Origin of the sequence: Kyrpidia spormannii (assembly GCF_002804065.1) — a bacterium.
In the GTDB taxonomy this organism is placed as follows: Bacteria; Bacillota; Bacilli; order Kyrpidiales; family Kyrpidiaceae; genus Kyrpidia; species Kyrpidia spormannii.
Window position 1 is genome coordinate 1,458,563 of sequence record NZ_CP024955.1, and the last position, 25,707, is coordinate 1,484,269.

At 53.9% G+C, this 25,707-nt stretch carries 19 protein-coding genes and 7 tRNA genes; 23 read left to right on the plus strand and 3 right to left on the minus strand.

Annotation, left to right across the window (positions count from 1 at the left end):
- Positions 1-116 precede the first annotated feature (116 nt).
- The 5 genes from CVV65_RS07430 (at position 117) to folE (ending at position 9,670) form a co-directional block, all read left to right on the plus strand.
- Complete coding sequence (locus CVV65_RS07430) at positions 117-827, plus strand: S1C family serine protease (RefSeq protein WP_232059650.1); 711 nt, start codon at positions 117-119, stop codon at positions 825-827.
- 454 nt (positions 828-1,281) lie between these two features.
- Complete coding sequence (locus tag CVV65_RS07435) at positions 1,282-5,850, plus strand: glutamate synthase-related protein (protein ID WP_100667589.1); 4,569 nt, start codon at positions 1,282-1,284, stop codon at positions 5,848-5,850.
- Between the two features lie 135 nt (positions 5,851-5,985).
- Complete coding sequence (locus tag CVV65_RS07440) at positions 5,986-6,183, plus strand: cold shock domain-containing protein (protein WP_100667590.1); 198 nt, start codon at positions 5,986-5,988, stop codon at positions 6,181-6,183.
- A 305-nt stretch (positions 6,184-6,488) separates the two neighbouring features.
- Positions 6,489-8,918: a transglycosylase domain-containing protein gene (locus CVV65_RS07445; protein ID WP_100667591.1), complete on the plus strand. Its 2,430-nt coding sequence runs from the start codon at positions 6,489-6,491 to the stop codon at positions 8,916-8,918.
- Positions 8,919-9,103: 185 nt separating this feature from the next.
- Entirely contained in the window at positions 9,104-9,670 is a 567-nt protein-coding gene (gene folE, locus CVV65_RS07450) for a GTP cyclohydrolase I FolE (RefSeq protein WP_100667592.1), read from the plus strand.
- A gap of 47 nt (positions 9,671-9,717) precedes the next feature.
- Here folE and CVV65_RS07455 read toward each other — a convergent pair whose 3' ends face one another.
- Entirely contained in the window at positions 9,718-10,413 is a 696-nt protein-coding gene (locus CVV65_RS07455) for a metallophosphoesterase (protein ID WP_100667593.1), read from the minus strand.
- Positions 10,414-10,558: 145 nt separating this feature from the next.
- On the opposite strand from CVV65_RS07455, the gene CVV65_RS07460 reads away from it, so the two are divergent.
- The 11 genes from CVV65_RS07460 (at position 10,559) to CVV65_RS07510 (ending at position 14,712) form a co-directional block, all read left to right on the plus strand.
- Positions 10,559-11,305, plus strand: a complete 747-nt coding sequence (locus CVV65_RS07460; RefSeq protein ID WP_100667594.1) for a hypothetical protein — start codon at positions 10,559-10,561, stop codon at positions 11,303-11,305.
- A gap of 15 nt (positions 11,306-11,320) precedes the next feature.
- On the plus strand, positions 11,321-11,557 hold the full coding sequence (locus CVV65_RS07465) for a hypothetical protein (protein ID WP_100667595.1): 237 nt from the start codon (positions 11,321-11,323) through the stop codon (positions 11,555-11,557).
- On the plus strand, positions 11,550-12,962 hold the full coding sequence (locus CVV65_RS07470; RefSeq protein WP_100667596.1) for a UvrD-helicase domain-containing protein: 1,413 nt from the start codon (positions 11,550-11,552) through the stop codon (positions 12,960-12,962). The genes CVV65_RS07465 and CVV65_RS07470 overlap by 8 nt, the downstream gene beginning before the upstream one ends.
- Before the next feature lie 141 nt (positions 12,963-13,103).
- Positions 13,104-13,179, plus strand: a tRNA-Thr gene (locus CVV65_RS07475).
- A gap of 6 nt (positions 13,180-13,185) precedes the next feature.
- Positions 13,186-13,270: transfer RNA gene (locus CVV65_RS07480), tRNA-Tyr, on the plus strand.
- Between the two features lie 48 nt (positions 13,271-13,318).
- Positions 13,319-13,394, plus strand: a tRNA-Trp gene (locus tag CVV65_RS07485).
- A gap of 5 nt (positions 13,395-13,399) precedes the next feature.
- Positions 13,400-13,475: transfer RNA gene (locus CVV65_RS07490), tRNA-His, on the plus strand.
- A gap of 4 nt (positions 13,476-13,479) precedes the next feature.
- Positions 13,480-13,554: transfer RNA gene (locus tag CVV65_RS07495), tRNA-Gln, on the plus strand.
- Between the two features lie 3 nt (positions 13,555-13,557).
- Positions 13,558-13,633, plus strand: a tRNA-Lys gene (locus CVV65_RS07500).
- A 7-nt stretch (positions 13,634-13,640) separates the two neighbouring features.
- A tRNA-Leu gene (locus CVV65_RS07505) sits at positions 13,641-13,723 on the plus strand.
- Between the two features lie 146 nt (positions 13,724-13,869).
- The gene (locus CVV65_RS07510; RefSeq protein ID WP_100667597.1) at positions 13,870-14,712 is read left to right on the plus strand and encodes a tyrosine-type recombinase/integrase; all 843 of its coding nucleotides are present in this window, start codon (positions 13,870-13,872) and stop codon (positions 14,710-14,712) included.
- Positions 14,713-14,969: 257 nt separating this feature from the next.
- Here CVV65_RS07510 and istB read toward each other — a convergent pair whose 3' ends face one another.
- Complete coding sequence (gene istB / locus CVV65_RS07515) at positions 14,970-15,728, minus strand: IS21-like element helper ATPase IstB (RefSeq protein WP_100666831.1); 759 nt, start codon at positions 15,726-15,728, stop codon at positions 14,970-14,972.
- Positions 15,729-15,743: 15 nt separating this feature from the next.
- The gene (gene istA / locus CVV65_RS07520; protein ID WP_157935348.1) at positions 15,744-17,198 is read right to left on the minus strand and encodes an IS21 family transposase; all 1,455 of its coding nucleotides are present in this window, start codon (positions 17,196-17,198) and stop codon (positions 15,744-15,746) included.
- Between the two features lie 432 nt (positions 17,199-17,630).
- Here istA and CVV65_RS07525 point away from each other — a divergent pair, with 432 nt between their 5' ends.
- The 7 genes from CVV65_RS07525 (at position 17,631) to CVV65_RS07555 (ending at position 24,862) form a co-directional block, all read left to right on the plus strand.
- Positions 17,631-17,852: a hypothetical protein gene (locus CVV65_RS07525; RefSeq protein WP_100667598.1), complete on the plus strand. Its 222-nt coding sequence runs from the start codon at positions 17,631-17,633 to the stop codon at positions 17,850-17,852.
- An 817-nt stretch (positions 17,853-18,669) separates the two neighbouring features.
- A complete protein-coding gene (locus CVV65_RS17440; RefSeq protein ID WP_100667599.1) occupies positions 18,670-18,906 on the plus strand; it encodes a helix-turn-helix domain-containing protein in 237 nt (78 codons plus the stop codon).
- Positions 18,907-18,999: 93 nt separating this feature from the next.
- Positions 19,000-19,344 (plus strand): hypothetical protein, encoded by a 345-nt coding sequence (locus CVV65_RS07535; protein WP_100667600.1) that lies wholly within the window; start codon positions 19,000-19,002, stop codon positions 19,342-19,344.
- A gap of 29 nt (positions 19,345-19,373) precedes the next feature.
- Positions 19,374-21,488, plus strand: coding sequence for a phage/plasmid primase, P4 family (locus tag CVV65_RS07540; protein WP_198592165.1), 2,115 nt, complete (start codon positions 19,374-19,376; stop codon positions 21,486-21,488).
- 226 nt (positions 21,489-21,714) lie between these two features.
- Entirely contained in the window at positions 21,715-23,196 is a 1,482-nt protein-coding gene (locus CVV65_RS07545) for an IS5 family transposase (protein WP_100667602.1), read from the plus strand.
- A gap of 376 nt (positions 23,197-23,572) precedes the next feature.
- Positions 23,573-24,199, plus strand: a complete 627-nt coding sequence (locus CVV65_RS07550) for a hypothetical protein (protein ID WP_100667603.1) — start codon at positions 23,573-23,575, stop codon at positions 24,197-24,199.
- Positions 24,200-24,310: 111 nt separating this feature from the next.
- Entirely contained in the window at positions 24,311-24,862 is a 552-nt protein-coding gene (locus tag CVV65_RS07555) for a hypothetical protein (protein ID WP_133121251.1), read from the plus strand.
- Positions 24,863-25,707 lie beyond the last annotated feature (845 nt).

Below are 25,707 nucleotides of genomic sequence, written 5' to 3' on the forward strand. Positions count from 1 at the left end.
CAAGGGCCGGGATGGGCACACATCGTTCCCGGCCTTTTTCCTTTGGGTTCACCCGTCTTCTTCCCCTGTCATATTCTATAAGACGCCATCCCCATGGGATGCGAGGGGGGACGGGTATGAAGACAAGACCCAAAGCACCCGGCCGATCGGTGTATCGCATCGCGGACGTTGTCGAGCGATACAAGGGGGCAGTGGTCAATATCGAGGTGGTGCAGGATATTCCTCGGTCTGCGGTCTCTCGGATCCCGGGATGGCCGTTGCCCCCGCCAGATGAGGGGGGAGAGGATCGGGAACTGCATCAGCTCAATATCGGCTCCGGCTTTTTTTTCGACCGCCGGGGGCTGATCCTAACCAATGAACACGTCATTCACGGCGCTTCTCGAATTTTGGTGCGGCTTTTGGGGCGTACCCGGGTGGTGGAGGCCAAGGTGGTCGGAGCTCACTATGAACTGGATCTGGCGGTCCTCCGAGTGCCCAAGCCTCCTGGACTTCCAATTCTACAATTGGCCAAAAAGCGGGACCTGCGAGTTGGTGAGTGGGTGGTGGCCATCGGCAACCCCCTTGGTTTGGACCACACCGTCACCGTCGGGGTGATTAGTGCTAAGGAACGGCCGATGGCGATCGGAGATCGCAAATATCCCCATCTGATTCAAACGGATGCGGCGATCAACCGCGGCAACAGCGGAGGACCTCTGATCAATCTGCGGGGGAAAGTGGTCGGGATCAACACGGCGGTCAGCCAGAGTTCCCAGGGAATCGGCTTTGCTATCGCGGTGGATGTGGTGCGCAAAGCCCTGAGAGAGATGCGCCTCGGCTTACCCGAGTAGGCGGCAGCAGATTTTGCGCGCTGTTCCACCGCATGCTTCAGGGTGGGCTATAACAGATTGGACTGTACACAATGGGTTCCAATTCAATCTGGTGTCCCCTCCTTACCACCGGTGGTACGTGGTCCGAAGAATGCGGTGCCCCTACCAAAAGCGATCCGCTTTCAATGATGTCGGGTATATGGCTTTTTTCGCGTTATGCCATATGGTGAACTATGTGTTGTGTTTCACGAGTCAATGTAGTATAGTATAATGCGACAGCGGAAGTGCACCTAGGGATCCGGCCAGAGTAAATGGACAGGACCGAGCGGTGCAGGCCTCAGGGCCACACCGAAGGGATAAAAGACCCGGCGGACAGGTTCCCTGGTTTCATGAGGGATGCTCGCCGGGTCGTTCCGTAGAGGACGTCACAGGCCCGGGGCGGTCGGTGGAGCGGATTTTGCAGGGGGTGGACCGAATGCAGAACGAGCTGGGCATGTGGGAGGGCTCGGAACACGATGCGTGCGGAATCGTCGCCGCCGTGCAAAGAAACGGTGTTCCCTCCAACGAGAATGTTCAGAGCGTCATTAAGGCTCTGATTCAGATGCAGCATCGGGCGGGGTTCGTCGACGGGGAGGGAGACGGGTGCGGGATTTTGATGGATCTTCCTCGAAAGTTATGGTCGAAGAAACTCGTCCATCATGGCCATCCCGGCTCGCTCGCTGAGGATCCCCGGTTTGCTGTGGGACATTTTTTCATCCCCCGGGAGTCGGAGGAGTCGCGGGAGAAGTGGAAGGCCAAAGTTCGGGGATTGTTCGGGGAGCACCGCCTGGAGATTCTCATCGAGGAAGAAGGGAATGTGAATTCCAGGGCCTTGGGGCCCCGGGGCCGGGCGGATGAACCGGTCTTTTGGCAGGTGGCTGGTCTGGTGGAGGATGCCCAAGGGGCGGGGCGGGTTTTGTTTGAGCTGCAGCTGGCCGTCGAAGCCCAGACCCCGGTGCACGTGGTGTCCCTGAGCACCGAGACGGTGGTGTACAAAGTCCGCGGGTCAGCCGGTACCCTGCCGGATTATTATCCGGATTTGGCGAGCCGGGATCTGCGATCCGCTGTGAGCATTGGACATAACCGGTATTCTACCAATACATCCACGGTGTTCGAACGGGTTCAGCCGTTTTCATTATTAGGTCACAACGGGGAAATCAACACCATCGCGAAGCTTCGAGAAGAGGCTGAGATGTTGGGGATTCCCTTGGTTCGGGAGGCGAGTGACTCCCAGGATTTGAACCGAACCCTGGAAGGGTTGATCCACCGGTTCGGTTTGACACTGTATGAAGCGATGGAATTGGTGTTCCCACCGATCATCAATGAAATTAAGAATTTTTCACCCGATTTGCAGGATTTATACATGTTTTTCCGTTCGGCTTGGGGACCCTTTGCCCAAGGGCCGGCCGGGATCGTTTCTCGTTACGGAGACGAATGTGTCTTCAGCGTAGATGCCTTGGGGCTTCGCCCTTTGTGGATGTTGCAAACGGAAAGCGCCTTGTTTTTCTCCTCTGAACAGGGAATTGTGGAGTTGGCGGATATGGTCGCCGATCCCAAACCACTGGCACCCGGTGAGAAGATCGGCGTGCAGCTTCTTCGGGGCAAGGGTCTGAAGATCCATCCCTACCACGAATATCAAAGGGTGGTTTTGGAACGGGCGAAAGAGCGATTTGCTTTCGATCACTTCCGGGGATCGCTCCAGTTCGGCATGCCGGGGGTGGCCCTGGATGCCGGGGTGTCTGAGGGACTGCGGAATGTTCCCGATCGGCCGGAGCTCCGGGATCGGTTGGTGGCCGCTTTCGGTTGGGATGCGGACGATCTCAAGTTGCTTGAGTTCGAGGCTCACACCGGGGCGGAACCAATCCGCTCCCTGGGCTATGACGGGCCACTCGCCGCTTTGTCCCGGGAACGCCAAAACCTGGCTGATTTCTACAAAGAAACGGTGGCGGTGGTGACGAATCCCGCCATCGACCGAGAACGGGAGATCGAACACTTCTCCACCCGGACTGTATTGGGCCCCAGGCCGTCGTTGGCTGGCGGCGCGGCCAGGGCAGGGCGCCGGGTGGAACTCCAGACGCCGCTTCTTCTCGGAGGTCATCGAACCCGATCGGTGTTACCGGCTGAAGAGTACCGGGGGCTGGCGCACCAGCTGGGGACTTACCTTTTCGAAGACCTGTTGCGGGAATTCGACGTTTCACCCGAAGCGGTTTATGTGTTGGACGCCACCTTTGCGGAAGACGAAACGCTGAAAGAAGCAGTGGCTCGCCTGGGCCGGGAGGCGGCCGATGCTGTCGAGGCGGGCGGTTGCCTCTTGGTGATCGATGACGACCGGGCCTTCCGAGACGGGCGGCAATGGATCGACCCGCATCTGGCCGTATCGGCAGTTCATGTCGCGTTGAAAAATCGGGCGCCCAAAGCCGGGGCGGACAATCTCCGGCGGCGGGTCAGCGTGGTCTTGCGCTCGGGTGCCCTGAGAAATCTTCATGATCTCGTAACCGCCATCGGGCTTGGGGCGGATGCTTTGAACCCGTATCTCATGTGGGAACTCGCCGGTGGAGATCCTGCGGTGTCCGTGGGCAATCTCTACGCGGCGCTTCAGAAGGGCTTGGAGAAAGTCATTTCCACCCTCGGCATTCACGAGCTGCGGGGCTATGACCGGCTATTTTCTTCCATCGGGTTAAAACCGGAATTGCACCCCGTGTTAGAGACACCGGGATTTTGCGGTTCTGAAACGGCGGGATTCGGATGGCGGGAATTCGAAGCCGAGGCTCGTCGACGGTATGAGATTGCAAACGGGGAGGGAGCCGCACGCCCGGTTCGCCAGTACAATTATTATCCCCGGATTTGGAAAGCCGCGGGGGATGCGGCCCAAGGGGTGAGACCATACCGGGAATACGTGGAAAAGCTGGCGGAGATGGAGCGTAGCCACCCCATTTCCCTGCGGCACGTCATGGATTTGAAAGAATCCGAAGCGAGCGGTGTTGACCCGGACGAGGTAGACCTGTCGGTAGGGGAACACAGCCTGCCCTTTCTCATCTCTTCCATGTCCTTCGGATCTCAGAATGAGACAGCGTACCGGGCTTATGCTGAAGCGGCGAAACAGCTCGATATGGTGGCCATGAACGGCGAGGGCGGCGAGATCAAAGACATGATTGGCAAGTACCCGAAACACCGGGGGCTGCAAGTGGCGTCAGGGCGCTTCGGAGTGAACATCGAGTTGTGCAATGCGGCCAACATCCTTGAAATCAAGATCGGTCAGGGGGCAAAGCCAGGGGAAGGCGGTCACCTGCCCGGCTCCAAGGTCTCGGCGAAGGTGGCGGCGGCGCGAAATGCGCAACCGGGAATCGATTTGATCTCTCCTTCGAATAACCACGACATTTATTCGATCGAGGATTTGGCCCAGATGATCGATGAGTTGAAAACGGCCAATCCGAACGCCCGGGTGTCGGTCAAGGTGCCCGTGGTGCCCAACATCGGCACCATTGCTGTGGGCATCGCCAAAGCGGGCGCCGATATTATCACCCTGAGCGGATATGACGGCGGGACGGGTGCCGCCAGGGCCCACGCGCTTAAGCATGTGGGCTTGCCGGTGGAGATCGGCGTCCGCCACGCCCATGTGGCGCTGACAGAGGCGGGGTTGCGGGATCAGGTGGAGATCTGGGCGGACGGCGGCCTGAAAAGCGGTCTCGATGTGGTGAAAATGATCCTGCTCGGAGCGAATCGCTGCGGTTTTGCAACCCTGGCCATGGTGGCGGTGGGGTGCACGAGTTGCCGGGCCTGCCACAAAGACACCTGCCACGTCGGGATCGCCACCCAGATCGAATCGACAGAAGAGGCGAAGGAAAAGGGGCTGAAGATGTTCGTGCCCCGGGAGTTCGACACCGCGGTGGCGAACTTGGTGACCCTGTTCCGCGCCATGGGACGAGAGGTTCAGGAATGGACGGCCCGGCTGGGGGCGAGACGGACTCAGGATCTGGTTGGCAGAACGGACCTTCTAGAACAGGTTCGGGAGTTGGATCGGGTCGATGTGACAGCGCTCCTGGTGCCCACCATTGTGAGCACCCGGAAGGTGGCCCTGGCCAGCGCTCCCAAAGTTCGCCTGAGCAGCGTTGGCGTCGATTCGTTGACCGAGCGGATTGCAGCCCAGGCGACATTGGAGGTGGCGGCGGGTAGCGAGACGGTGGTCCAGCAGGTGGACCAGGTCACCGCCCACGATCGGGTGTTGGGCAGTTTCTTGGCAGGTTCGGTAACCCGGGGCCGATTCCGGGGCGAGATGAAGCGCTTCAAAAAAGCGAATCTCGATTTCAACGGCGGATCGATCGCTGGAAACGGCCTCGGTGCGTATAATGCCCCGGGCGTCCACATTCGAGTTGAAGGCGGCGCCCAGGACGGGGTGGGAAAAACCGCTGTGGGCGGTAAGATTGTCGTGATGAAAGGGCTGAACCGCCGAGGCGAGCGCCTGGATGGGTCTGTGGGTAAGGGGTTGGCCTACGGGGCTCAAAAGGGCTTGTTCATCGTCCAGGGAGATGCCGATTCCCGGGCTGGGATTCGCCTTTCCGGCGCTGACGTGATCATCGGGGGCATGCTCCGGGAACCTGTGAACGATTCCCTGGGTCTCATTGGCGCCCGGGCGAATTTGAAAGGGTTTGCCTTTGAGTATATGACGAATGGCCGGGCGCTGGTTCTCGGCGACCCAGGGCCGTGGATTTGTTCGGGGATGACCGGGGGCGTTGTGTATTTGCGGGTACAGCCGGAGATGGGACTAACCGAAGAAGCGTTGAAACGGCGGATTGCCAAGGGCGCCAAGGTGTCGATGCAGCCCTTAGATCCGGAAGGGAAGCGGGACGTCGAAGAACTGCTGCATCTGTACCTCCGGGAGCTCATGCGCACGAAGCAATATGAAGAGGCGGATACGGTGCGCCGGCTACTCGACCACAGTGAAAACCACTTTGTCATGATCAAGCCAAGCCGTCAGCAGACCGACCAAGACATCGCCACAGAATGAGTGGGAACAAAAGGGGGCCCGAGGAGGGCCCCTGAGAATTTTTTCGCAGGGCAAATGTTTTCGTTTGACTCTGGGCCCAGAAAGCAGTATGATAAAAGCGGTTGAATGGCCAAATGGATTTCTAGGAGGTTTCCGATGCAAGGAAGGGTTAAATGGTTTAACGCGGAAAAGGGCTACGGGTTCATCGAACGGGAGGACGGGGGCGACGTGTTCGTCCACTTTTCCGCGATCCAGCAGGAGGGCTTTAAAAGCCTCGAAGAAGGACAGTTGGTGGAGTTTGACATTGTGGAAGGTGCTCGTGGTCCCCAAGCCGCGAACGTCGTCAAACTGTAACGCGGAAATCTCCTAGTGAAGCAGGATCGATTTCAACGCGGATACGGCCTCGAGGAGTATATCCTCGAGGTTTTTTGTTATGCCGGTGGCTGGTTTTCCCGGCTGTGAAGGGGATTATTCCGATGGGCGACGGAGCCAAGGAACGAATTCTAACCTTATTCAAGCATATGAGGGCTTAAGAGCCGACCTTCGGCGCTGGGCGAGTTCAGCGGGCGACCTTCTTGCCCTCAATTCTAGTTACGGGAATGGGAGTGGCTCGTCAATTGGCCGGCGGTCAAGTAGAATGCAGGAGAGGTGGTGGGTGAATGGGAAAACGATTCAAAGCGTACATCCTTTTGTTTGTGATTCTGGCGGGCTTTGTGTTCGCCGCGGTCGGGTGTACGCTCACGGTGCCGGCCTTTGACGCCAGCAAACTGGATCCCGCCCAAGAAACGATTATTTATGACAGATATGGGCAACCGGCCATCACCCTCAGGCCGAGTAAATCCATTCCAGTTCCGTTGCAAGACATTCCGATCAATTTGAGGAATGCGGTGATTGCCACCGAAGACAGTCGTTTCTACGAACACCCAGGTATCGACCTACGGGGCATGGCCCGGGCATTGGTCCGGGATATCCTGTCGGGAGGCAAGGTGGAAGGGGGAAGCACCATCACCCAACAGTTGGCCAGGTGGGTCTTCCTCAACGACCAGAAGACGTTTTCACGCAAGATCGAAGAGATCATTCTTGCTGCTCAGTTGGAGCGCCATTACACCAAAGACGAGATCCTGGAAATGTATCTCAACAAAATTTATTTTGGCGGCCAAGCCTACGGGGTGGAGATGGCGGCTCGGCAGTATTTTGGCGTATCGGTTAAAGACTTAAACGGTCAAAAAGATCCCATCGGCGACTTGGCAAAATGTGCGTTGATCGCGGGTCTTCCCCAGGCGCCATCTTACTACAATCCCTTTGTGCATCCCCAGGCGGCCAAGGAACGCCGAGACATCGTCCTGGAGAACATGTACAAAAATGGATATATTACGAAAGAGCAGATGGACGCCGCCAAACAGCAACCGGTCCCTACTTCCCCGCCGAAAACGGGGCTTCCGGTGGATGATAGCAACAAGTATCCGTGGTTCCTCGATTATGTCTTGGAAGAAGCGGAGAATCTCGGCATAAGTGCGGACGAGATCATGCGGGGCGGGTACAGGATTTATACCACCCTGGACCCGCAGGTTCAGGAGTCGATGCAGCAGACTTACGAGAAAACGTCCTTGTTCCAATTGCCCAATGGCCAGCTCCCCCGGAGTGCAGCCGTCGTCCTCGACCCGAAAACGGGAGGCATCGCCGGGATTATCGGAGGCATGCAGTATAAGACCTTCCGGGGGTTCAACTACGCCACCATGAACAACTTCACGATGACGGGAGGCAACGGGCAGAGCCCAGGGTCGACGATCAAGCCCTTGGTGGATTACGGGCCGGCCATTGAAACCGGGCGGTACGGCCCCAACTCGTTGTTGAAAGACCAGCTGATCACGTATGGATCGGGTGCCGGGGCTTATACGCCCCACAACTGGGACGGTCGGTACCGCGGCACGATGACCCTTCGCGCGGCACTGGAGCTGTCGGAGAATGCTCCGGCGGTATGGCTGCTGGATCAAATTGGCATCAAAACGGGTCTCGATTTCGCGAAGAAGCTCGGGCTACCCGTCACTCCGGACGATTACAACCATTTGGCAGTAGCTCTCGGGGCCACGTCCAAGGGGGCTTCGCCCTTGATCATGGCCCAGGCCTATGCCGCTTTTGACAATGCGGGCCAATTCATCAAGGCCCACGCCATCACGAAGATCGTGGACGGCAACGGCCGGGTGCTGGTGCAGCCCGATTACGCGCCCACCCAGGTCATGCAGCCCCGCACCGCGGCGACGATGACCGATTTGCTCAAGAGCGTGGTGGATCACGGTTTGGGGGCTGCCGCCCGGATTCCGGGCTACGCCGTGGCTGGGAAAACGGGGACCCAGGAATATGCGCCCATTAAAGGGCAGAACACCGATCTATGGTTTGTGGGTTACACTCCGGATTATGTCGGGGCGGTCTGGATGGGTCCTCCCGATGGAATGAACTATATCCCGCTGAGTCCCGGTCAGCAAGGTGAGTACGGGAGTGGAAAGGCGGCGGCGGTGTTCCAGTCGATGATGACGAGGATTATTCAAACCGAGCATCTACCGCCCAAACCTTTCCCCGTCCTCGGAGGGACATCCACCCCAACGCCGCCTCCGGACCAAACTCCGCCTTCCCAGGCGATCACCGACCTGGCAGCCACGGTGTCCTCGGATGGCAGCAAGGTGGATCTGCGCTGGACGCCCATCCAAGGGGATGTTTCCTACCGGGTGTACCGGACGGAGAATGGGGGAACCCAGGCCCTCGTTGCTTCGGTGACAGGCGGGTCCTGGACGGATGACCAGGTCACGCCAGGTGGTCAGTACGAGTACGTCGTGGCAGCGGTGGACGGATCGGGGAACGAGGTGAACCGGTCCAATGCCGTGACGGTTTCGATTCCCGAAACGGTCCAGCAGCCCCCGGGTCGATCCCAGACGGACACCGGAAACGGCGGGAAGCCCCAAAAGCCTCCCAAAGAGGACAAAAAGAATCACGGGAGTACCGGTGAGAACGGCGGCGGGGCTTCCGGAGGGCAACCCACGAATCCGATCGAAAATCAGCCTGGGACGCCCCAAACGTCCACCGTCTTCCAATGAGATGTTCATAGAGTGTAGGCCGGATTGGGGCGTGGGGGCGACGGCCCCTTCCCCGCTCAGGGCCGCGGGAGAGTCCAGGCCGGTCCATGGAGTTGGACGGCTTGGATTTTTTCTGTTTCTTATGTTATAGTGGTTCACGACCGGGGCGGGTGGCGGGAGTCGGAGAAGGGAAGGGAACGACATCGATGGGTTTTGACGTAGATAAGATTCAGACGGCCGTCCGCATGATTCTTGAAGCGATCGGGGAGGATCCAGAGCGGGAGGGGTTAAAGGACACCCCCGGCCGGGTGGCGCGGATGTATCAGGAAGTGTTTCGGGGATTGCACCAGGATCCCCGGGAAGAACTGAATGCAATTTTCAATATTGAACACGAAGAATTGGTCCTCGTGCGGGACATTTTGTTCTATTCGATGTGTGAACACCACTTGGTCCCTTTTTTCGGCAAAGCCCATGTGGCGTATCTCCCACGGGGAGGGAGAGTCACGGGGTTGAGTAAGCTGGCGAGATTGGTGGAGACGGTGGCTCGCAGACCTCAGCTGCAAGAGAGGATCACCTCGACGGTGGCCGACGCGATTATGGAGAAATTGGAAGCCCGGGGTGCGGTGGTGGTTCTCGAAGCGGAACACATGTGCATGACCATGCGTGGAGTCAATAAACCTGGAAGCCAGACGGTGACCAGCGCCGTTCGCGGGGTATTTCTGGAAGACGGAAAGCTCCGGGAAGAGGTTTTCCGCCTGATCGGCCATCGGTAAGGGCAGATCGGCAGGGGGCGCCTCAAGGCGCCTTTTTTTTGTGGTGGTCAGGGCTCCGGGTACAGCTGGAGGGGAATGCCCCTCAAATAATCCCATGACACCAGGTGAAAATCGATCCCAAACTTTCTGCCGGTGAGGGCGGTGCGGTGTCCGGGGCCGTGAAGGTGTCCGTAGATACATTTGTCAACACCGTAGTCGCCCATGAGGTCAATCAGATCGTTGGACTCATGGTGTTCGTTGACAGGAGGGTAATGGATCATCACCCACAGCCGACTGCCTGATGGCGCCGAACGGAGGGAGAGCTCCAGCCGGGCGATCTCCCGCTGAAAGATCCGCCCGTCATGTTCGGAAAAATCCCGGCTTCCCGGACACGTCCAGCCCCGGGTGCCGCAGACGGCGATGTTGTCCCCGAGGATGACGCTGTCGTTCTGAATGGCGTACATATCCGGAGGCAGTGCCTCCCGGAGCCGGGAGATGCTCGGCCACCAGTAGTCGTGATTGCCCCTCAAAAGCACTTTTCGACCAGGCAGCCGGGAGATCCACAACAGGTCCGGAAGGGCCTCGGGCAGGCGCATCCCCCAACTGATATCCCCAGGGATCAAAACCCAGTCCTGGGGACCAACGGACCTCAGCCAGGCCTGACGGGTGCGGTCGGGGTGTTCTGCCCAGGCTTCCCCGAAAATCGTCATGGGCTTGGGAGTGTGTGAAGAAAGGTGAAGATCGCCGATCGCGTAAATGCGCATGGTTTCCATCCTCCGGACCCGGCTTTGGCACGTTCTATTTGTACACGAGTTCATTCCGAAATGCAAGACACAGGATTCCCTCGGCGGTCGACAGGATTTTGGCGATTCATGTCGAACTAGTCACCAGCGGGAAGGAGGAAGAACGATGGCGGACAAGGCGGCCCGTTCGTATCGCTACAGTATTGAGGGCAGCCTCAAGCGGGCCCTCTTTCTGGCCGGACATCCTCTGACGATGGGTGAACTATCTGCGGCGGTCAAGGCGCTGGGGCGAAGTGAATTATCCGACGAAGATTTGCAGGCCCGATTGCAAGCGGCTTTAACCACGGCGGCGGGGGCTTTTGAGTTTGAAGACGGCGCCTGGCGATTGCGAAAGGACGGCGGGTCGGAGCTGGGGGATTTAGCGCTGCAGTTTCTTCGCCAGGCGGGGCACCCGATGAAATTCGGCGATATTCTGCGCCATTTGCAATCGGTCACCCGGCGCAGCCGCGGGGAACTGATGTCCAGGGTGGATCTGGACGGGGATCCGCGTTTTGCCAGATTGGATTCTGGAGAATGGGTGTTGACCGATTGGCCGGAAACCATGGAGAGCCAGGATGAAGTGGCGGCCGGCGCGGAGATGGCGCAGGGGGAGGGGACGACGATGAGCGGTGGAGCGACGGAAGAGTTGGTGACACAAACCGTTCGTATGATTCGCGATCAATTGGCGCTGCTTCGGGAACGGGAGCAGGCGATTTCTCGAGAGGCCCTGGACTGTTTTTATCAAGAAGATTTGTCGGGGATCGAGCGGCTGATGAGGGAGCGGCGATCGCTGAAGAATCTAATTGACAAGCTCGAAGGGGTGGCGGAGGATCTCCCCGCCTCCGACGAAGCGGCGGTGGGTACGGCTCCCTGAGGGGGACGATCGGCCATGATCGAAGAACGATTTGCCCGACTTCGCGCCGTCATCGAGGCGTGGGAAACCTGGGAGGCGGAACGGGGAAAAGAGTTTCAGGATTTGTTCGAACGGGGAGACGAATCGGCGATTCGTCGGCTCATGGAGGAGATGCAGACCTTGCGCCGCCGGCGGCGGGCTTTAGAGGCTTTTGTGCAGCGGTGGGCCGAAGGCGGGTCCCGGTCCGTGGGCGGGAGGGGGGGCGATGGCTAGAGAGGTGTACCCACCCAGAGCGGTGGAAGGTCTGGAACGTTGGCACTGGCGCATGGCGGCTGCCGGATGGACATTGACGGAGGAGCAGTGGAAAGCCGTTCAGTCCCCCCATCGCCGCATCGCGGTGTATGCTGGACCGGGAACAGGGAAAACCACGGTCCTGGCCGCCCGGGTCTTATTTCTGATCCAGGTTCTGGGAATGCGCCCGGCAGATCTTTTGGTGACCACCTTTACCCGGGAGGCGGCTGCGGAGCTGAAGGAGAGATTGCGCCCCTGGCTCCCCAGCCGGAGTTTGATTGAGATGGAGATGGGAACCCTCCATTCTCGAATGTTGCGGTGGTGGGTTCGGGAGAGTGGCCAAGTCCCGAGACTTCTCACTCCAGAGGAGCAGAGGCGGTTAGTGGAAAAGGCGGCCCGCAGATGCGGGACATCCGGGGAGGAGGCCGCAGCGGCCCTGGCAGTGGCCAAGTCCCGGCGCCCAGGTCGGGACCAGGTGCCGACCATGCTTTGGGAGATCTATGAAAGTGAACTGCGGCGGTACGGCGCATGGGATTTTGACGACATTCTCATACACGTCCACGAACTTTTGTTCGAACAAGGTCGAAGACCGCCTTGGAAAGCGGTCCTGGTGGACGAAGCCCAGGATCTCAATGAAGTACAGAGTATCCTGGTGGAAGGGCTGGCGCGAGATGGGCTACTCTTTATGATCGGCGACGATGACCAGTCGATCTATAGATTTCGCGGAGCGGTTCCAATATATTTTCAAGGCCATCTCAGCCGGCCGGACACCGCTGTCTTTTACCTGTCCATCAACCACCGGTCCCATCAGGGACTCGTAGAACCCTGCAACCGTTTGATCGCCAACAACGGGGATGCCCGGGGTAAATCGATCCGGGCGTTGCGCCAAGGCCCAGGGCCCGAAGTCAGGCTTTTTCCCGATGAATGGGAACAAGACCGTTGGTTAAACCGGGTGTTGGCTCAGGAAGCCGTCCAGGGAACGGCTGCCGTCCTGGCCCGGACTCACCAACAGTTGCAGAGGGCGTTGGGCCGGGGAGGCGGAGAGCATCGGTATGGGGTGAGTTGGTTGACTTTCCACGGGTCAAAGGGCCGGGAATTCGACCATGTGTATATCCTCGATGCCGTGGAAGGGTCTGCACCGCACTATCCCGGCGCCCCGGGCAAAAAACGGGATCAGGAGCTGGAGGCTTCGGCTGTCGAGGAAGAACGGCGGTTGTTTTATGTGGCCATGACCCGGGCCAGAGAGCGGTTGGTGATCTTGGTTCCGGCGCGTATCGAGGGAAAGGAGACTCGAATGAGTCGCTTTCTGGCCGAGGCGGGTTTAGCGGAACAAAAATTGCCGGGTAGTCGGTGGAGAGGCCTGAGAAAGATCTTGCGCCGGGAGTGAGGATGTGGTACAGTAACTTTTGCCGCCGCATGGAGGCGGGTTGCAAAAAGAGGGTCGCAGGGTATATACTAGAGATGATTGCATTGTAAAGCAGGGGTGGGTTGAAGCGCGGAGCGGATCCGGAATTCCGTGGCCGAATCTGCCGGCGTAGCTCAGTAGGTAGAGCAACTGACTTGTAATCAGTAGGTCGCGGGTTCGATTCCTGTCGCCGGCTCCACGGTGTGGAGGGGTACCAAAGCGGTCAACTGGGGCGGACTGTAAATCCGTTGGCGTAGCCTTCGTAGGTTCGAATCCTACCCCCTCCACCACGACCGCACAGCGAGGTTCCCACCGGAACAAGTAAAACCGCATAACGCAGGGGTGTAGTTCAGCTGGTAGAACGGCGGTCTCCAAAACCGCATGTCGTGGGTTCGAATCCTGCCACCCCTGCCAATGTGGTGGGTATGGCGAAGTGGCTAACGCACCGGATTGTGGCTCCGGCATTCGAGGGTTCGATCCCCTCTACCCACCCCAAGATTGGGGAGTAGCCAAGCGGTAAGGCAGCGGACTTTGACTCCGTCATGCGAAGGTTCGAATCCTTCCTCCCCAGCCATGAGAGCCATTAGCTCAGATGGTAGAGCACCTGACTTTTAATCAGGGTGTCGCAGGTTCGAGTCCTGCATGGCTCACCATAGAATTGCGGGTGTGGCGGAATTGGCAGACGCACCAGATTTAGGTTCTGGCGGGCAACCGTGGGGGTTCAAGTCCCTCCACCCGCACCAAAAAACCCTTGAAATTATACGCAAAGAGACAAGTCTAGTGACGTTTCTTTCGTCTACAGTACCGCACCAGACTCGCAAGATTCTTGGACGAAAAAGGCCTCTTTCCTGTTGGTCCAGCTACTCCAAACAGGAAAGGGGTTTTTCTATTGCCACGTATTCGATCCACAAAGCATTCTGTTCAGGCTAACGCATGGCAACAGGCCGTCGAGGAATACCTGTTGTATCGAAAAGCGGACGGGCTACGGGAAAGCACACTTAAAGCGCAAAGGGAAACATTAGCGTTGTTCTTTCGACGTTATCCTGAAGCCTGGAATGATCCGCAAAAGGCCGTCCTACAGTTTTTGAGTGAGGACATCAAACCCTCCACATATAACTACCGCTTAACCTATTTGAAATCGTTTTTTGACTGGTGCATTGAACAAGGCTTTTTCCAAGAAAATCCTGTAAAACGCTTCAAAAAGCGCAAAACTGACCATCGGATTGTTCAACTTGACGAGACGATTATGACAAAGTTATTACAATTGCCTGATAAAAGTACGTTTGCAGGACTTCGGGATTATGCGTTGTTTTTATTGACACTCGACACAGGAATCAGGCCAAGAGAGGCATTCCAACTGACCAAAGACGACATTAACCTGCGCTCCTGTGAAGTATACGTCAGAGCGGACGTATCAAAAACAAAGATAAGCCGGACGTTGCCTATATCGCCCATGACCGTAAAGGCCATTCGACAACTCATAAACGCAAGACATCCAGCATGGAAAGATGATGTTCCAATATTCACCTCAGCAGACGGAACGCCACTGACCAAGAATTCTTGGGGAGACAGGCTAGAAATGTATTCCAAACGTCTAGGCGTCCATATCCGTCCCTATGACCTCCGCCATACGTTCGCATTGTACTTCTTGCGTAATGGAGGCCACGCACTGGCGTTGCAAAGGATGATGGGTGTTGATCGTCAAGTAGAATTGACCCCGGTTTGGCACTGAATTTTGACCCCCCTCAGAAAACGGAAGTCATTGCTTGCCATGTCGTGTCGTCACTCAGGGTTCATCGTCGTCGGCCGTTGTCCCAACGGGCCGAGTGTATCGGCCCTGGCCGCTCCGTCAAGGGACGCTTCGCTCGCCCAAGGGCGCCCTTGACCTCGCGGCTGCGGGCCGATGGGGGGCCCTTAGGGGACAACGGCCACGTGTGCGTGTCGCACACGCACGGACAACATGGGGTACCAAGTCCGCCGGGCTGGTGATTAGGCGGAGGCATCGGCCTTGAGCTTGTCCTTCATCCGGTAACTGTGACCCTGAATGTGAAAAATGTGACTGTGATGCACCAGACGATCAATGATGGCGGCAGAAGCAATTGTATCGCCAAACACCTTGTCCCACTCGTCAAAAGGCATGTTGGTCGTCAGGATGATTGATCCCGTCTCATAGCGCTTGCTGACGAGCTGGAAAAAGAGGTTCGCCCGTTGCTTGTCCATGGGCATGTAGCCCAACTCGTCGATGATCAGCAGGTGGTAGCGGCTCAGCGACGCCAGCTTTTGGGGCGTGGAACGATCCGCTAAACTGGCATACAAGAGATCCGCCAGTTCAGAGGCGGTGAAAAACGCGACCCGGAGTCTGGCCGTGCACGCTTTGACCCCAAGGGCAATCGCTAAGTGCGTTTTTCCAACCCCTGGAGGACCTAGGAAAATAACGTTTTCTTTTCGGTGGATAAAGCCGAGTTCTCCCAATTCCCGAATCTCCGCGGCATGGAGCGAAGGTTGAAACGAGAAATCGAACTCCTCCAATGTACAGATCCGCGGGAATCGCGCCAGATGAATCTTCGTGGCAATGGACCGGTTGGTCTTCTGCAACACTTCCGCTTCCACGAGCCGCGTGAGAAAAGCTTGGTAAGTCAGCTTCATTTTCACCGCGTTCTCAATTTCCCGTTCCACCACCTCCCGCATATACGGCAGTTGGAGCGTTTTGAGATGTTGTTTCAGGGTCTCCATCGCATCTTCGGTCACGGGAACTCCCCCTTGTTAATGCAACAGTTGACTGTAGTAGGACAACGGGCGAATGGTGTCGGCGCGCCGAGATAACGCCTGGACCTCGACGTTTCTCGAAGAGGCGGCCGGTTTTGTCGGGTAGTTGGCCAGCAGTTTCAACACGACCTTCTCGTCCGTGGCTCCGTAAGCCAAGGCCTCCTTCAGGGCCATTTCAATAGACTCGTCGCTATAGGTGCTGCGCATGTCCAGGATGCGGGCGGCATGGTACCGAGCGTTGTGGGCATACCGACGGGTGAGCCCTTGGTAGAATGCCGCACCGCTGGGAAACACCTCGCAGAATCGCTGACGAACCGAGACACGCTCCCGGTGAGGCGCCTGGTGTTCGGGCAGCGTGTGGATCGAGCCGGTGTCTCTCGATTTGACGTGCCGACACAAGAAGGTGCCGTCTGGGCCGTACATCTCGACATATGCCCCCCTGGGTTGCGTCACCCACACCTCCCGGCCGAGGTAGGAGGGCGGGACCGAGTATTCCACGTGATCGACGGAGATGTATCCGTCTCTGCTGACGCGGCGCAAGACGCGCACACTGTCGACATACCTGCGCTCGGGGAGGGGCCGTAAAGCCGCCCGGTCCGCCTCAAACCGCTCCAACGGGGTTTGTCCCAACCGGCGGTGCACCCGCTGATTCTCCGATTCGTCAAAGGACTTCCCTTGGGTAATGAGGTCCTCAAAGTCTTTGAACTCCGTCCCTTTGAGGAAATGCTGTTCCAGCATATAGAAGGCCCGTTCCACTTTCCCCTTCGTTTGGGCGCGGTACGGGGCGCATGCATACGGGTCCATCCGGTACAGTCCCATGACCTTGAGAAATTCCGGGTGGTACCGTACAGCTCCATCCGGCCGATGATCCACGACCATTTGACCGGCATTGTCGATCAGCACCCTCTCAGGCACACCGCCAAAGTGGCGAATCCCGCACTCCAGAGCTTCCAGGACCGTCTCCAGCGTTTGATTCAGCGCAAAGTGCGTGTATCGCATTCGACTATAACTGAGAATGTAACGGTACGCGTATACCTTGACCTCCTTGCCTCCTATCTTTACTGAGTACTCCGACCAGTCGAACTGGGCTTGTTCACCTGGAGCCGTCTCCATCCGCTGAACCCGCACTTCGGTGTGCGGCTGTTCTTTCTTCAGCCGCTGCAGACACCGGTGAACCGCAGAAAGTGAACCTTGGTACCCCATCTTCTGCAACTCCGCATAGATTCGTGTTCCGATCAATTGTTTTTCCACGTACATCTGTCGAATGTGCTCCAGGAATGGGTCTGTTGCCCGAGCCGACGGCTTCTTTCGCACATACTTGGGTGGATCGTCTCCCCGCAAGGCACGACGCACAGTGTTGCGCGAAATTCCCAGTTGCCGCGCAATCGCCTTAATACTGACACCGCGGGCATGGAGTGCTCGAATCGCAGTCCAATCCTCGATAGAGATCAACCCTTTCTCCCCCGCTCCCACTCAGATTAGTAGGAGCGTACCAGTCTATCTGGTGGGGGTCAATTTTCACTGACGATCTGGGGTCCATTTTCAGTGTATATCAACAGATGGGACACAGTGACCTGTCTATGACCAAACGTTACGTTGCTTTGACAGATGGTGATTTACGCCAACAGCATGACATGGCGTCTCCTGCTATGAAACTTGTACAACAGTCTAAGAGAGTGCGGAAGGTACGAAAATGAAGGATAGGTGTACTGCACCGAACCATTAGGGTCTGTATTAAACACAGATCACTTGCGTTCTCCTAGAGGGAGAAGGAAAGGGTCTCATTTGAAATGAGGGCTTAAATCAATGATGGGATTGCCGACGAAAAAACGTCGGGAGTTACGTACGAAAAACGGACTCAACCCAAAAGGGAGGCATACACTCATGACAAAGACGTATGACGTTCATCTAGTCCTGTCGGATGATGAAGACGCTATGCTGAAAAAGTTAAAAAAAGTCTACTTTCAAAATTCAAATAATGATGATCTAACCATTCATGAGATAGCTACGCTCCTGTCATACGCCATACGTATCCTGAACTTTCATGTTCAAGAGCTGGAAGAAGCGCTGGAGGAAGTGAAACGAAGAAAAGAGAAAACTAGCTAAGACAATCATTCGCATACGAAATATATGTCTCCTAGAAGCCTCTAGGAGACGTTTTTTTGTTGGGGGGGATATAAATGTATTGGCGTCGATTTTAGGGCGCTCAGAGGGCGATTTTGAGCGTTTGAGAGTACATATATGGAAATGGCACGAGCAATACGCAGGGAAAAGGAGTTGATTGGGAACAGACAAGGACAAAGAAGTGATTTAACTTCGGCTCATGATGAGCCAAAGTTGGAAGGACGTTGGTCAGAGCAAATATCGAAGAGTTATGACATTAGCGAGCAACATATTCGTCGTCTCGACAAACTCAACGAACTAATCCAACCCCTCCAAACTCTCGTAGACCAAGGAAAACTTTCAATCAAAGCGGCAGAGCAGTTGGCGTATATTTCATAAAATATTCACAATTTTACTAGTTAATTTTTGCCTTGCTCACGATTTACATATTATGGAGGGACTATTTCGTTCTGTTGAATGTAAGTGTCATAAAATTGTCACAAATTTACTAGTGAATTTTTGCCTTTCTCAACTATTACTATATATAGAGGGACATATTTCATTCTGTTGAATGTAATTTTCATAAATTATTCACAATCTAACTATTAACGCATTATGGAAAATATCTTTTATTATATATAGAGGGATAAAAATTTAGAATTAGTCAAATACATAAGTATCACTCCCGCCACACAAACGAATACCAGGCAACTCCCCGTTGTACCGTCGTCCGATATGGACGATGTTTTAATTTTAGGCGGGAGTGTCTCATTTTATTTTACTCTTAAATTTCATTCAATGGATTGAAAGGAGTGATTAAATGACACATTTGACGCCTGAAGTAGTCCGAATCGTACGCCAATTCAAAGGCATGACGCAAGCGGAGTTAGGCAAGACCGCTGGTATTAGCCAACGAATGGTTGCCTACATCGAGGCAGGCGCATGTCGGATAACAGAGAGAATGGAACCAAAGCTGAGGCAAGCGCTTGGCATTGACGATCAGACGATTCGAGAGATTCAAAAAATTTACCAACGTGTTACAAGCGATTCCAATTGACCAAAAGTAATATATAGAGACTCCGCCAATGGGACGATATTCGTCTTGTGGCGTATGAACAGAGTAAAACTATGGGAGGAAACATGTAAAACTATGGAAACGAGGCGTTTTAGACTTGCCTTTATTTGGCAAAATGACGCTACTGGCATTGGTTGCGAAGGTTATTTGCCAACGTTGGAAAAACGTTTGTTCTTTCGTGGATCTATCTTCGCTCCTAAAAAACTGGAAAAAGAAGAGGTTCTTTACACAGTTGTAGAAACGTTGAGGCAATATTTCCCTAACGACTATCTGCAAATAAAAGGAAATAACCAAATATTCCCTCAAAAAGAGTTGCCAAACGTTTCCTATCGTTGCAAGCCAGAATATTTGTATAACGGTTGTGAACGTTTGGCTAACTTGGCGTTAGACTACCAAAATACTAAAATCCAAGTATTTTAATATGATTTATGAAAGGGGACATAGGCGAAATGACGCCGATGGTAGAATATGTCATTCAATACGCTAATCGAGGTTGGCACGTATTTCCTGTCTATGGTATTGACGATTCTGGACGTTGCACATGCGGACGTGAAGAGTGTTCAAGCGCTGGTAAGCATCCGATAACAAAACATGGCGTAAAGGACGCCACAACCGACATTGATACCATTCGCCAATGGTGGGAACGTTGGCCGGACGCCAATGTAGGCTTAGCGACTGGTGAAACGTCTGGAATCGTCGTTATCGACATTGATCCCGATAAAGGAGGAAATGAAAGCTTTGAGGACTTGGTTTCACGATATGGGACGTTGCCTGATACGGTCGAGGCGATTACTGGCAGTGGTGGGCGTCATATATACTTTGCATATCCTATTGGTGTTGACATTCGCAGTAAAATAGGCGTTTTACCAGGGATTGACGTTCGAGCCAATGGAGGATATGCAGTAGCGCCACCGTCTAGGCATAAGTCTGGACGACGCTACGAATGGGAGTTATCGGCGCATCCCGACGAAACGCCAATAGCTCCAATGCCTCAATGGCTGATTGACGTCATAACGAACGGCCAAAAACGTCAAGCCGCGCCTGTCTCGCTGGTCAAACGTATTGATGAGCCTATTCCAGAGGGGCAGCGAAATGATTATCTATTTCGTTTAGCATCGTCTTTAAGATCGCAGGGACTAGAGTTTGAGGACATTCTGGAAGCGCTCAGGGATGAGAATAAACGACGGTGTGATCCTCCGCTGGACGATTCGGAGTTAATGACGATAGCAAAAAGCGCTTGTCGTTATCCAGCTGGAACAGTCCGAGTGCTTGAGCCTGCGCTTAGATACTTCGACGGAAAAACGTTCATCCCGGCGCGGTTGGCGCAGGACATTTTAGACGTTCAACCGTTCATTAACTTCAACGGACGATTGTACGCCTACAAAGACGGGGTTTATCGTCCTGATGGTGAAGACGTTGCCCAGCGTTTGGCGTTGGACTACTTGGGGGAACGTTATCGAGCGCACTATTTGGACGAAATCACCAGATATATAAAGATTAGGAGCAAAGTTAATCCTGACGACGTGAACCGTCTGGACAACTATATCAACGTCAAGAATGGTTTACTTGACTGGACGACGGGAGAGCTACACCCACACACTCCCGAACGTCTTTCGACGATTCAAATACCTGTGGAGTTTGATCCAAACGCGAAGGGAGAGCGGATAAGGGAGTTTTTCCAAGCTGTCTTGCCTGCTGACGCTATTCCATTCATTGAGGAATGGTTTGGCTACATGCTTTTACCAACAGTGAAATTTAAAAAGGCGCTCATATTCACTGGTAAGGGAAATAATGGTAAGTCCGTCATGATTCGTCTAATGGAACACTTCGTCGGGCAAAGTAACTGTTCCCACGTCAGTCTACATGCGCTTGAAACGAACAGGTTCCAGCTTGCGGAGTTAGACGGAAAGCTGTTGAATTCATTCGCAGACTTGCCCAGCAAAGTTGTACCATCGTCGAACCTGTTCAAGTGTATAACGGGAGATGATCAAGTCCAAGTTGAACGTAAGTTTGGTGATCCTTTCACGCTTAAACCAACGTCGAAATTAGTGTTTAGCGCAAATACCATTCCAACGAATCTAGAAAGCGACGACGCCTATCATGATCGCTGGATTGTGGTACGATTCCCGAACCAATTCCCTGCCGGTAAAGCCGATCCGAATTTGACGCAAAAGTTAACGACTCCTGAAGAGCTTTCAGGACTTTTGAACATGGCGTTGGAAGGGTTGAAGCGCCTCATGACCAACGGACGTTTTACCATTGGTGAGAGTATGCAAGAGGCGTTGGACGAGTTCAAACGAAGCTCGGATAACGTAAGCGCTTTCCTTTACGATATGTGCGTTATAGAACCAACTGAAACGGTCGGAAAAGACTTACTCTATTCTACGTATGCGGAGTGGTGCGCTGATTCTAACTTAAAACCATTAGGAAAAATTAGATTTAACAAACGTCTCCAAGACTTGATTCCCGGATTGTATGAGAAACGTATCAAAAGTAATTCCAGAAGCTGGGTTGGCGTCGGATTAGCGAAGGATCAAGACGACGATCCAACAGCTGTGTTTTAAGGTGCAGGCTCCAAAGTTTGAGGCGCAGGCTCCAATCTTAAAAACAACTTTGGAGCCTACTTTGGAGCCTAAAAAACCGCGCCATTACTGGCTTTTTTACCATAGGGTCTGCTGAACGATTAAAAAGTCCAGTAATGGAAGGGATTTCGGCACTTAACAGAGAAATTAAGTGCGTGGATTTTGCATGAAACCCTTCAAAAACCGTGCACTTGAGGTGTCGACAGGCGTGTACCGAGCGACTGAGCGTCAGATGCTGTTGCCCGATGACTTTTTCCTTCCGTTCGGCGGGAAATTGAATAAAGAGAACCGCTGGGTCAAATTGGCTCAGATGATCCCATGGTGGAAGGTCGAAGAACACTACGGCGAGCGATTCAAGTCTGCCACAAAAGGGCAAAAGGCCTATTCGGTTCGGGTGGCACTGGGTTCGTTGATCATTCAGGAACGCTTGGGTCTGAGTGACCGCGAAACCGTTAGGCAGATCACCGAGAACCCGTACCTCCAGTACTTCATTGGGTTGCCGCGCTTTCAGGAAGAGCCACCGTTTCATCCATCTCTGATGACACACTTTCGTAAGCGGCTCGGCCCAGACGTCATCCAGCAAGTCAATGAATGGATTGTTGCAGAAAAGGACAAACCCGATGACTCGAACGATCCGGACTTGGACAATCACGGTGGAGCCGGATCGGCTCAGCCGGACGACCTTGCAAAGACGCAGACGGATCCAGAAACGCCTTCGAACCATGGCAAGCTGTTGCTTGATGCCACGTGTGCCCCGGCCGACATTGCCTATCCCACCGATCTCACGCTGTTGAACGAGGCACGTGAGAAACTGGAAGCCATGATTGACGTCTTGCATGCCGCGCGCCGGCCAGGCCGACGTAAGCCGCGCACTTATCGATGGAAAGCACGAAAGGCATATCTGGCGGTGGCCAAACAGCGCCGGGTCAGCCCACGGGCACTGCGTAAGGCCATTGGGAAGCAACTGCGTTTTGTGGCGCGGGATCTCAGGATCCTGGCCTCCCTGAGAGACGAAGTGGGTCTGGAAGCGCTCAGCCGGCGACAATACCATGATCTGTTGGTCATTCACGAATTGTACCGTCAGCAGGAAGAGATGTACCGGAAGCGAGCCCGGCGAATCGACGACCGAATCGTCAGCATCTCACAACCTCATGTCCGTCCCATCGTCCGTGGCAAGGCTCGTGCGAATGTGGAGTTTGGCGCAAAAGTGATGATCAGCCTGGTGGATGGGTACGCACGGATCGAACACCTCGGGTGGGACGGCTTCCATGAAGGTCATACCTTGCAGGCCGCGGTCGAAGCCTACCGAGACCGGTACGGCTGCTATCCGGAGGCTGTGTTGGCCGATAAGGCCTACCGAAATCGAGAGAATCTGCGTTACTGCAAGCAACGCGGGATTCGCCTGAGCGGTCCTCCCTTGGGCCGTCCGTCGCAGGCGGACCGTGCAGTGCAGGCACGGCTGGAACGGCAGGACGCTGCCGAACGCAATGCCATTGAAGGGAAGTTCGGCGAAGGCAAGCGTTTGTACGGGCTTGGCTTGATTCGAGCACGCCTGCGGACCACCAGCGAGACGGTCATCGCCTTGCAGCTGTTGGTGATGAATCTGGAGCGCCGGCTGCGCATTCTTTTGTACACATTTTTCGGATGGCTCTTGCGGTTAGGCCCCCTTGCCGTATTCGCCGATCCGTGATTCGTTCAGCAGACCCTACCATAGGCTCCAATCTTGCCAAACTTTTTTTATTAATGCGGGAAATTTTTGATGGTAGAGTGAGAGGATGGAGGGAAGAGAGTAGGATAAAAAAGTGTGTATATGATGTATCAATATATATAATTAATGCAAAATCTTTGGCAACTTTGGAGCCTAGTCTAAAATTCCGCGTCGTTATGGGAAAAAAAGGCTCCAAAGTTTATTTCCAACTTTGGAGCAACTTTGGAGCCTAGCATATCAACTTTGGAGCCTAAGCCTAACCTAGGCCGTCTTATGACATCGACAATGTCTATGCCATCTTTTGCCACCGAAATTATTTCGGTCACAAAAAACTAAAACTAACGGGAGGAATCACGAAATGAAAGAGTTTGCAAAATTCACTCAATTCAAGAATCAAGATATTGATCTCCAAAAAATGGAAGCTCAATACCGTCAAAAGATGAATGACGCCGGACAGCGCGTTGAAGACTTGAAAGCTCAACTTCAAGCGACGATTGCAGACGAATTCCGTAGTGGAAAGGACGCCACGACAGCGAAAAACAAGCTCAAAGACGATATTTCCAGTGCTGAGAAGGATTTTGCGTTGGCTAAAGCGGAGTATGAGGAATGCCTGCGTTACACAACTGAAAAACGTCAATCGAGCGGCGTAACGGCTGAGGACGTTCTACGGTCGTATCGAGACGAGTTTGTTCCCAGTGTTTGGGAAGGCGAAGTAAAGCCTATCCTAGACCGTATGGCACAGGCGAGGGCTGAGTATCTTAACTCGCTTATGGATTTACGCGAAAAAGAGCGCGAATATGCTCCGCTACGCACTCAAATGTATGATCTTTCCAGGACGACGAAGGTAGACGGTGCCTATGTCGCTGTCATGAATCCTGTGGACTACAGGCAAAGTGAGATTCCATATATTTCAGGACAAGACCTTGCGTTGATTGAACGAAATGAACTCCCGTCTGGTGTTGAACGTCGAAAGACTGGTGAGTGACGTTGCTTCATGACGTGAAACAGTATCTTTTGTCTAAGTTGCGTAAAACAGTAAACTATTCGGACGTTCTCTTGGCGTTGGAGTTGGCAAAAGCGATTCCAACGCCGGAGAATGTGGCGTTGTATCGACGTTTATTGGTTAGATATTCCAACCAACAGAAAAAAAGGAGCGATTGAAATGAATACGGCACATTGGATGTATGAATATCGAGAGTTGCAGGAAAAGTTTGATCGAGGCGATACGATCACACAGGAAGACATTGACAGAGCCGCTCATCTGGTTCAGACTGTGGGAAGGGAAGAGCATAGACTATTGTTCGGACAGTTGAGACAATTGAAATTTCAACAGGAAACGAAAGAACAGCAGAAAGAGCCTGAGCCTATCCGCGTGACTGATGAAGAGCTAAAAGCCGCACAGGAAAGAGTTAGACAAAATCCGACGATTGAAAACCTAGCAGAGTTTAGCAAGCTCAAAAACGCATGGATGATGCAGAACGCTCCTGAGCTATTGGAGCCTGAAACGCCAAAAGTGACGTTGGAACAGGTTAAGGCCGCAGAGAAACAAGCGAAACAACGTCCGAATCCTGAAAACCTCATGGTTTGGAGCAACTTAAAAAACCTGTATCAACGTCAGCAACAGCAAGCGAATAGTACGCAGGAGTGAAAGGGGGTACCAAGTTGGAACATCCCTACACAGTGTGTATACCCTTGGCGTTGGATGAGTGGAGTAGTATTCCGGTCGAAAAAAAGGGTGTAGGTATTGGCGACACCCTTTGCGTTATTAAGGGTGTGTATTCAACGCACACCCTTTAAAGGGTACTCACATTGTGAGTGACCATAGGGGATACGCACATTATGCGTACCCTACCACGACATACCATATCAGAATGCCATGCTACGCTATATCGTAGCGTGGCTGAATACATATGATGAGGATATGGCGTTGAGTGGATTAGATGAGTTGATTTTGACTTTTTGAAAAAATAGTTTTTCCCATCGAAATATTCCCGGGTATGAAACCTACGATAGTTTGGTATTACGTTTATAAACGTCTAGTAGTAGTACTACCGGCAGTAGGGGATGAGTGACGTTTGAGTTGAATTAAATTGTTTTAATTTTGTTTTTTTTCTTTTTAAGAAAATGTTAACTTAAAATTAGATAAAGGTTAACAATTTTTTAGGGGCTTTATTGTTCCGCGATACGGAACAGTTATTAGTAGGAATTATTACGATTTACAAAAACAATTAGATGAACATCTAAATACGTTGCCAAAGCGTCAAATACTGTGCTATCATACATCCGCACGGCCCGGCCATACGTGCACACTTGAGAAAATTTCAACTCTTCACAAATTTCTACGCTGGGAAAAGGCACCAGTCCGTTAATATCTATTATGTAAACTCTTCAAATGGAGAAAAGCCAGTAATGACGCGGGTTTCGAGGCATTGACGTTTGGAGCGCATGAAATAGGCATTATTAGCGTATAGATATACGTCGTATTCATGGCTT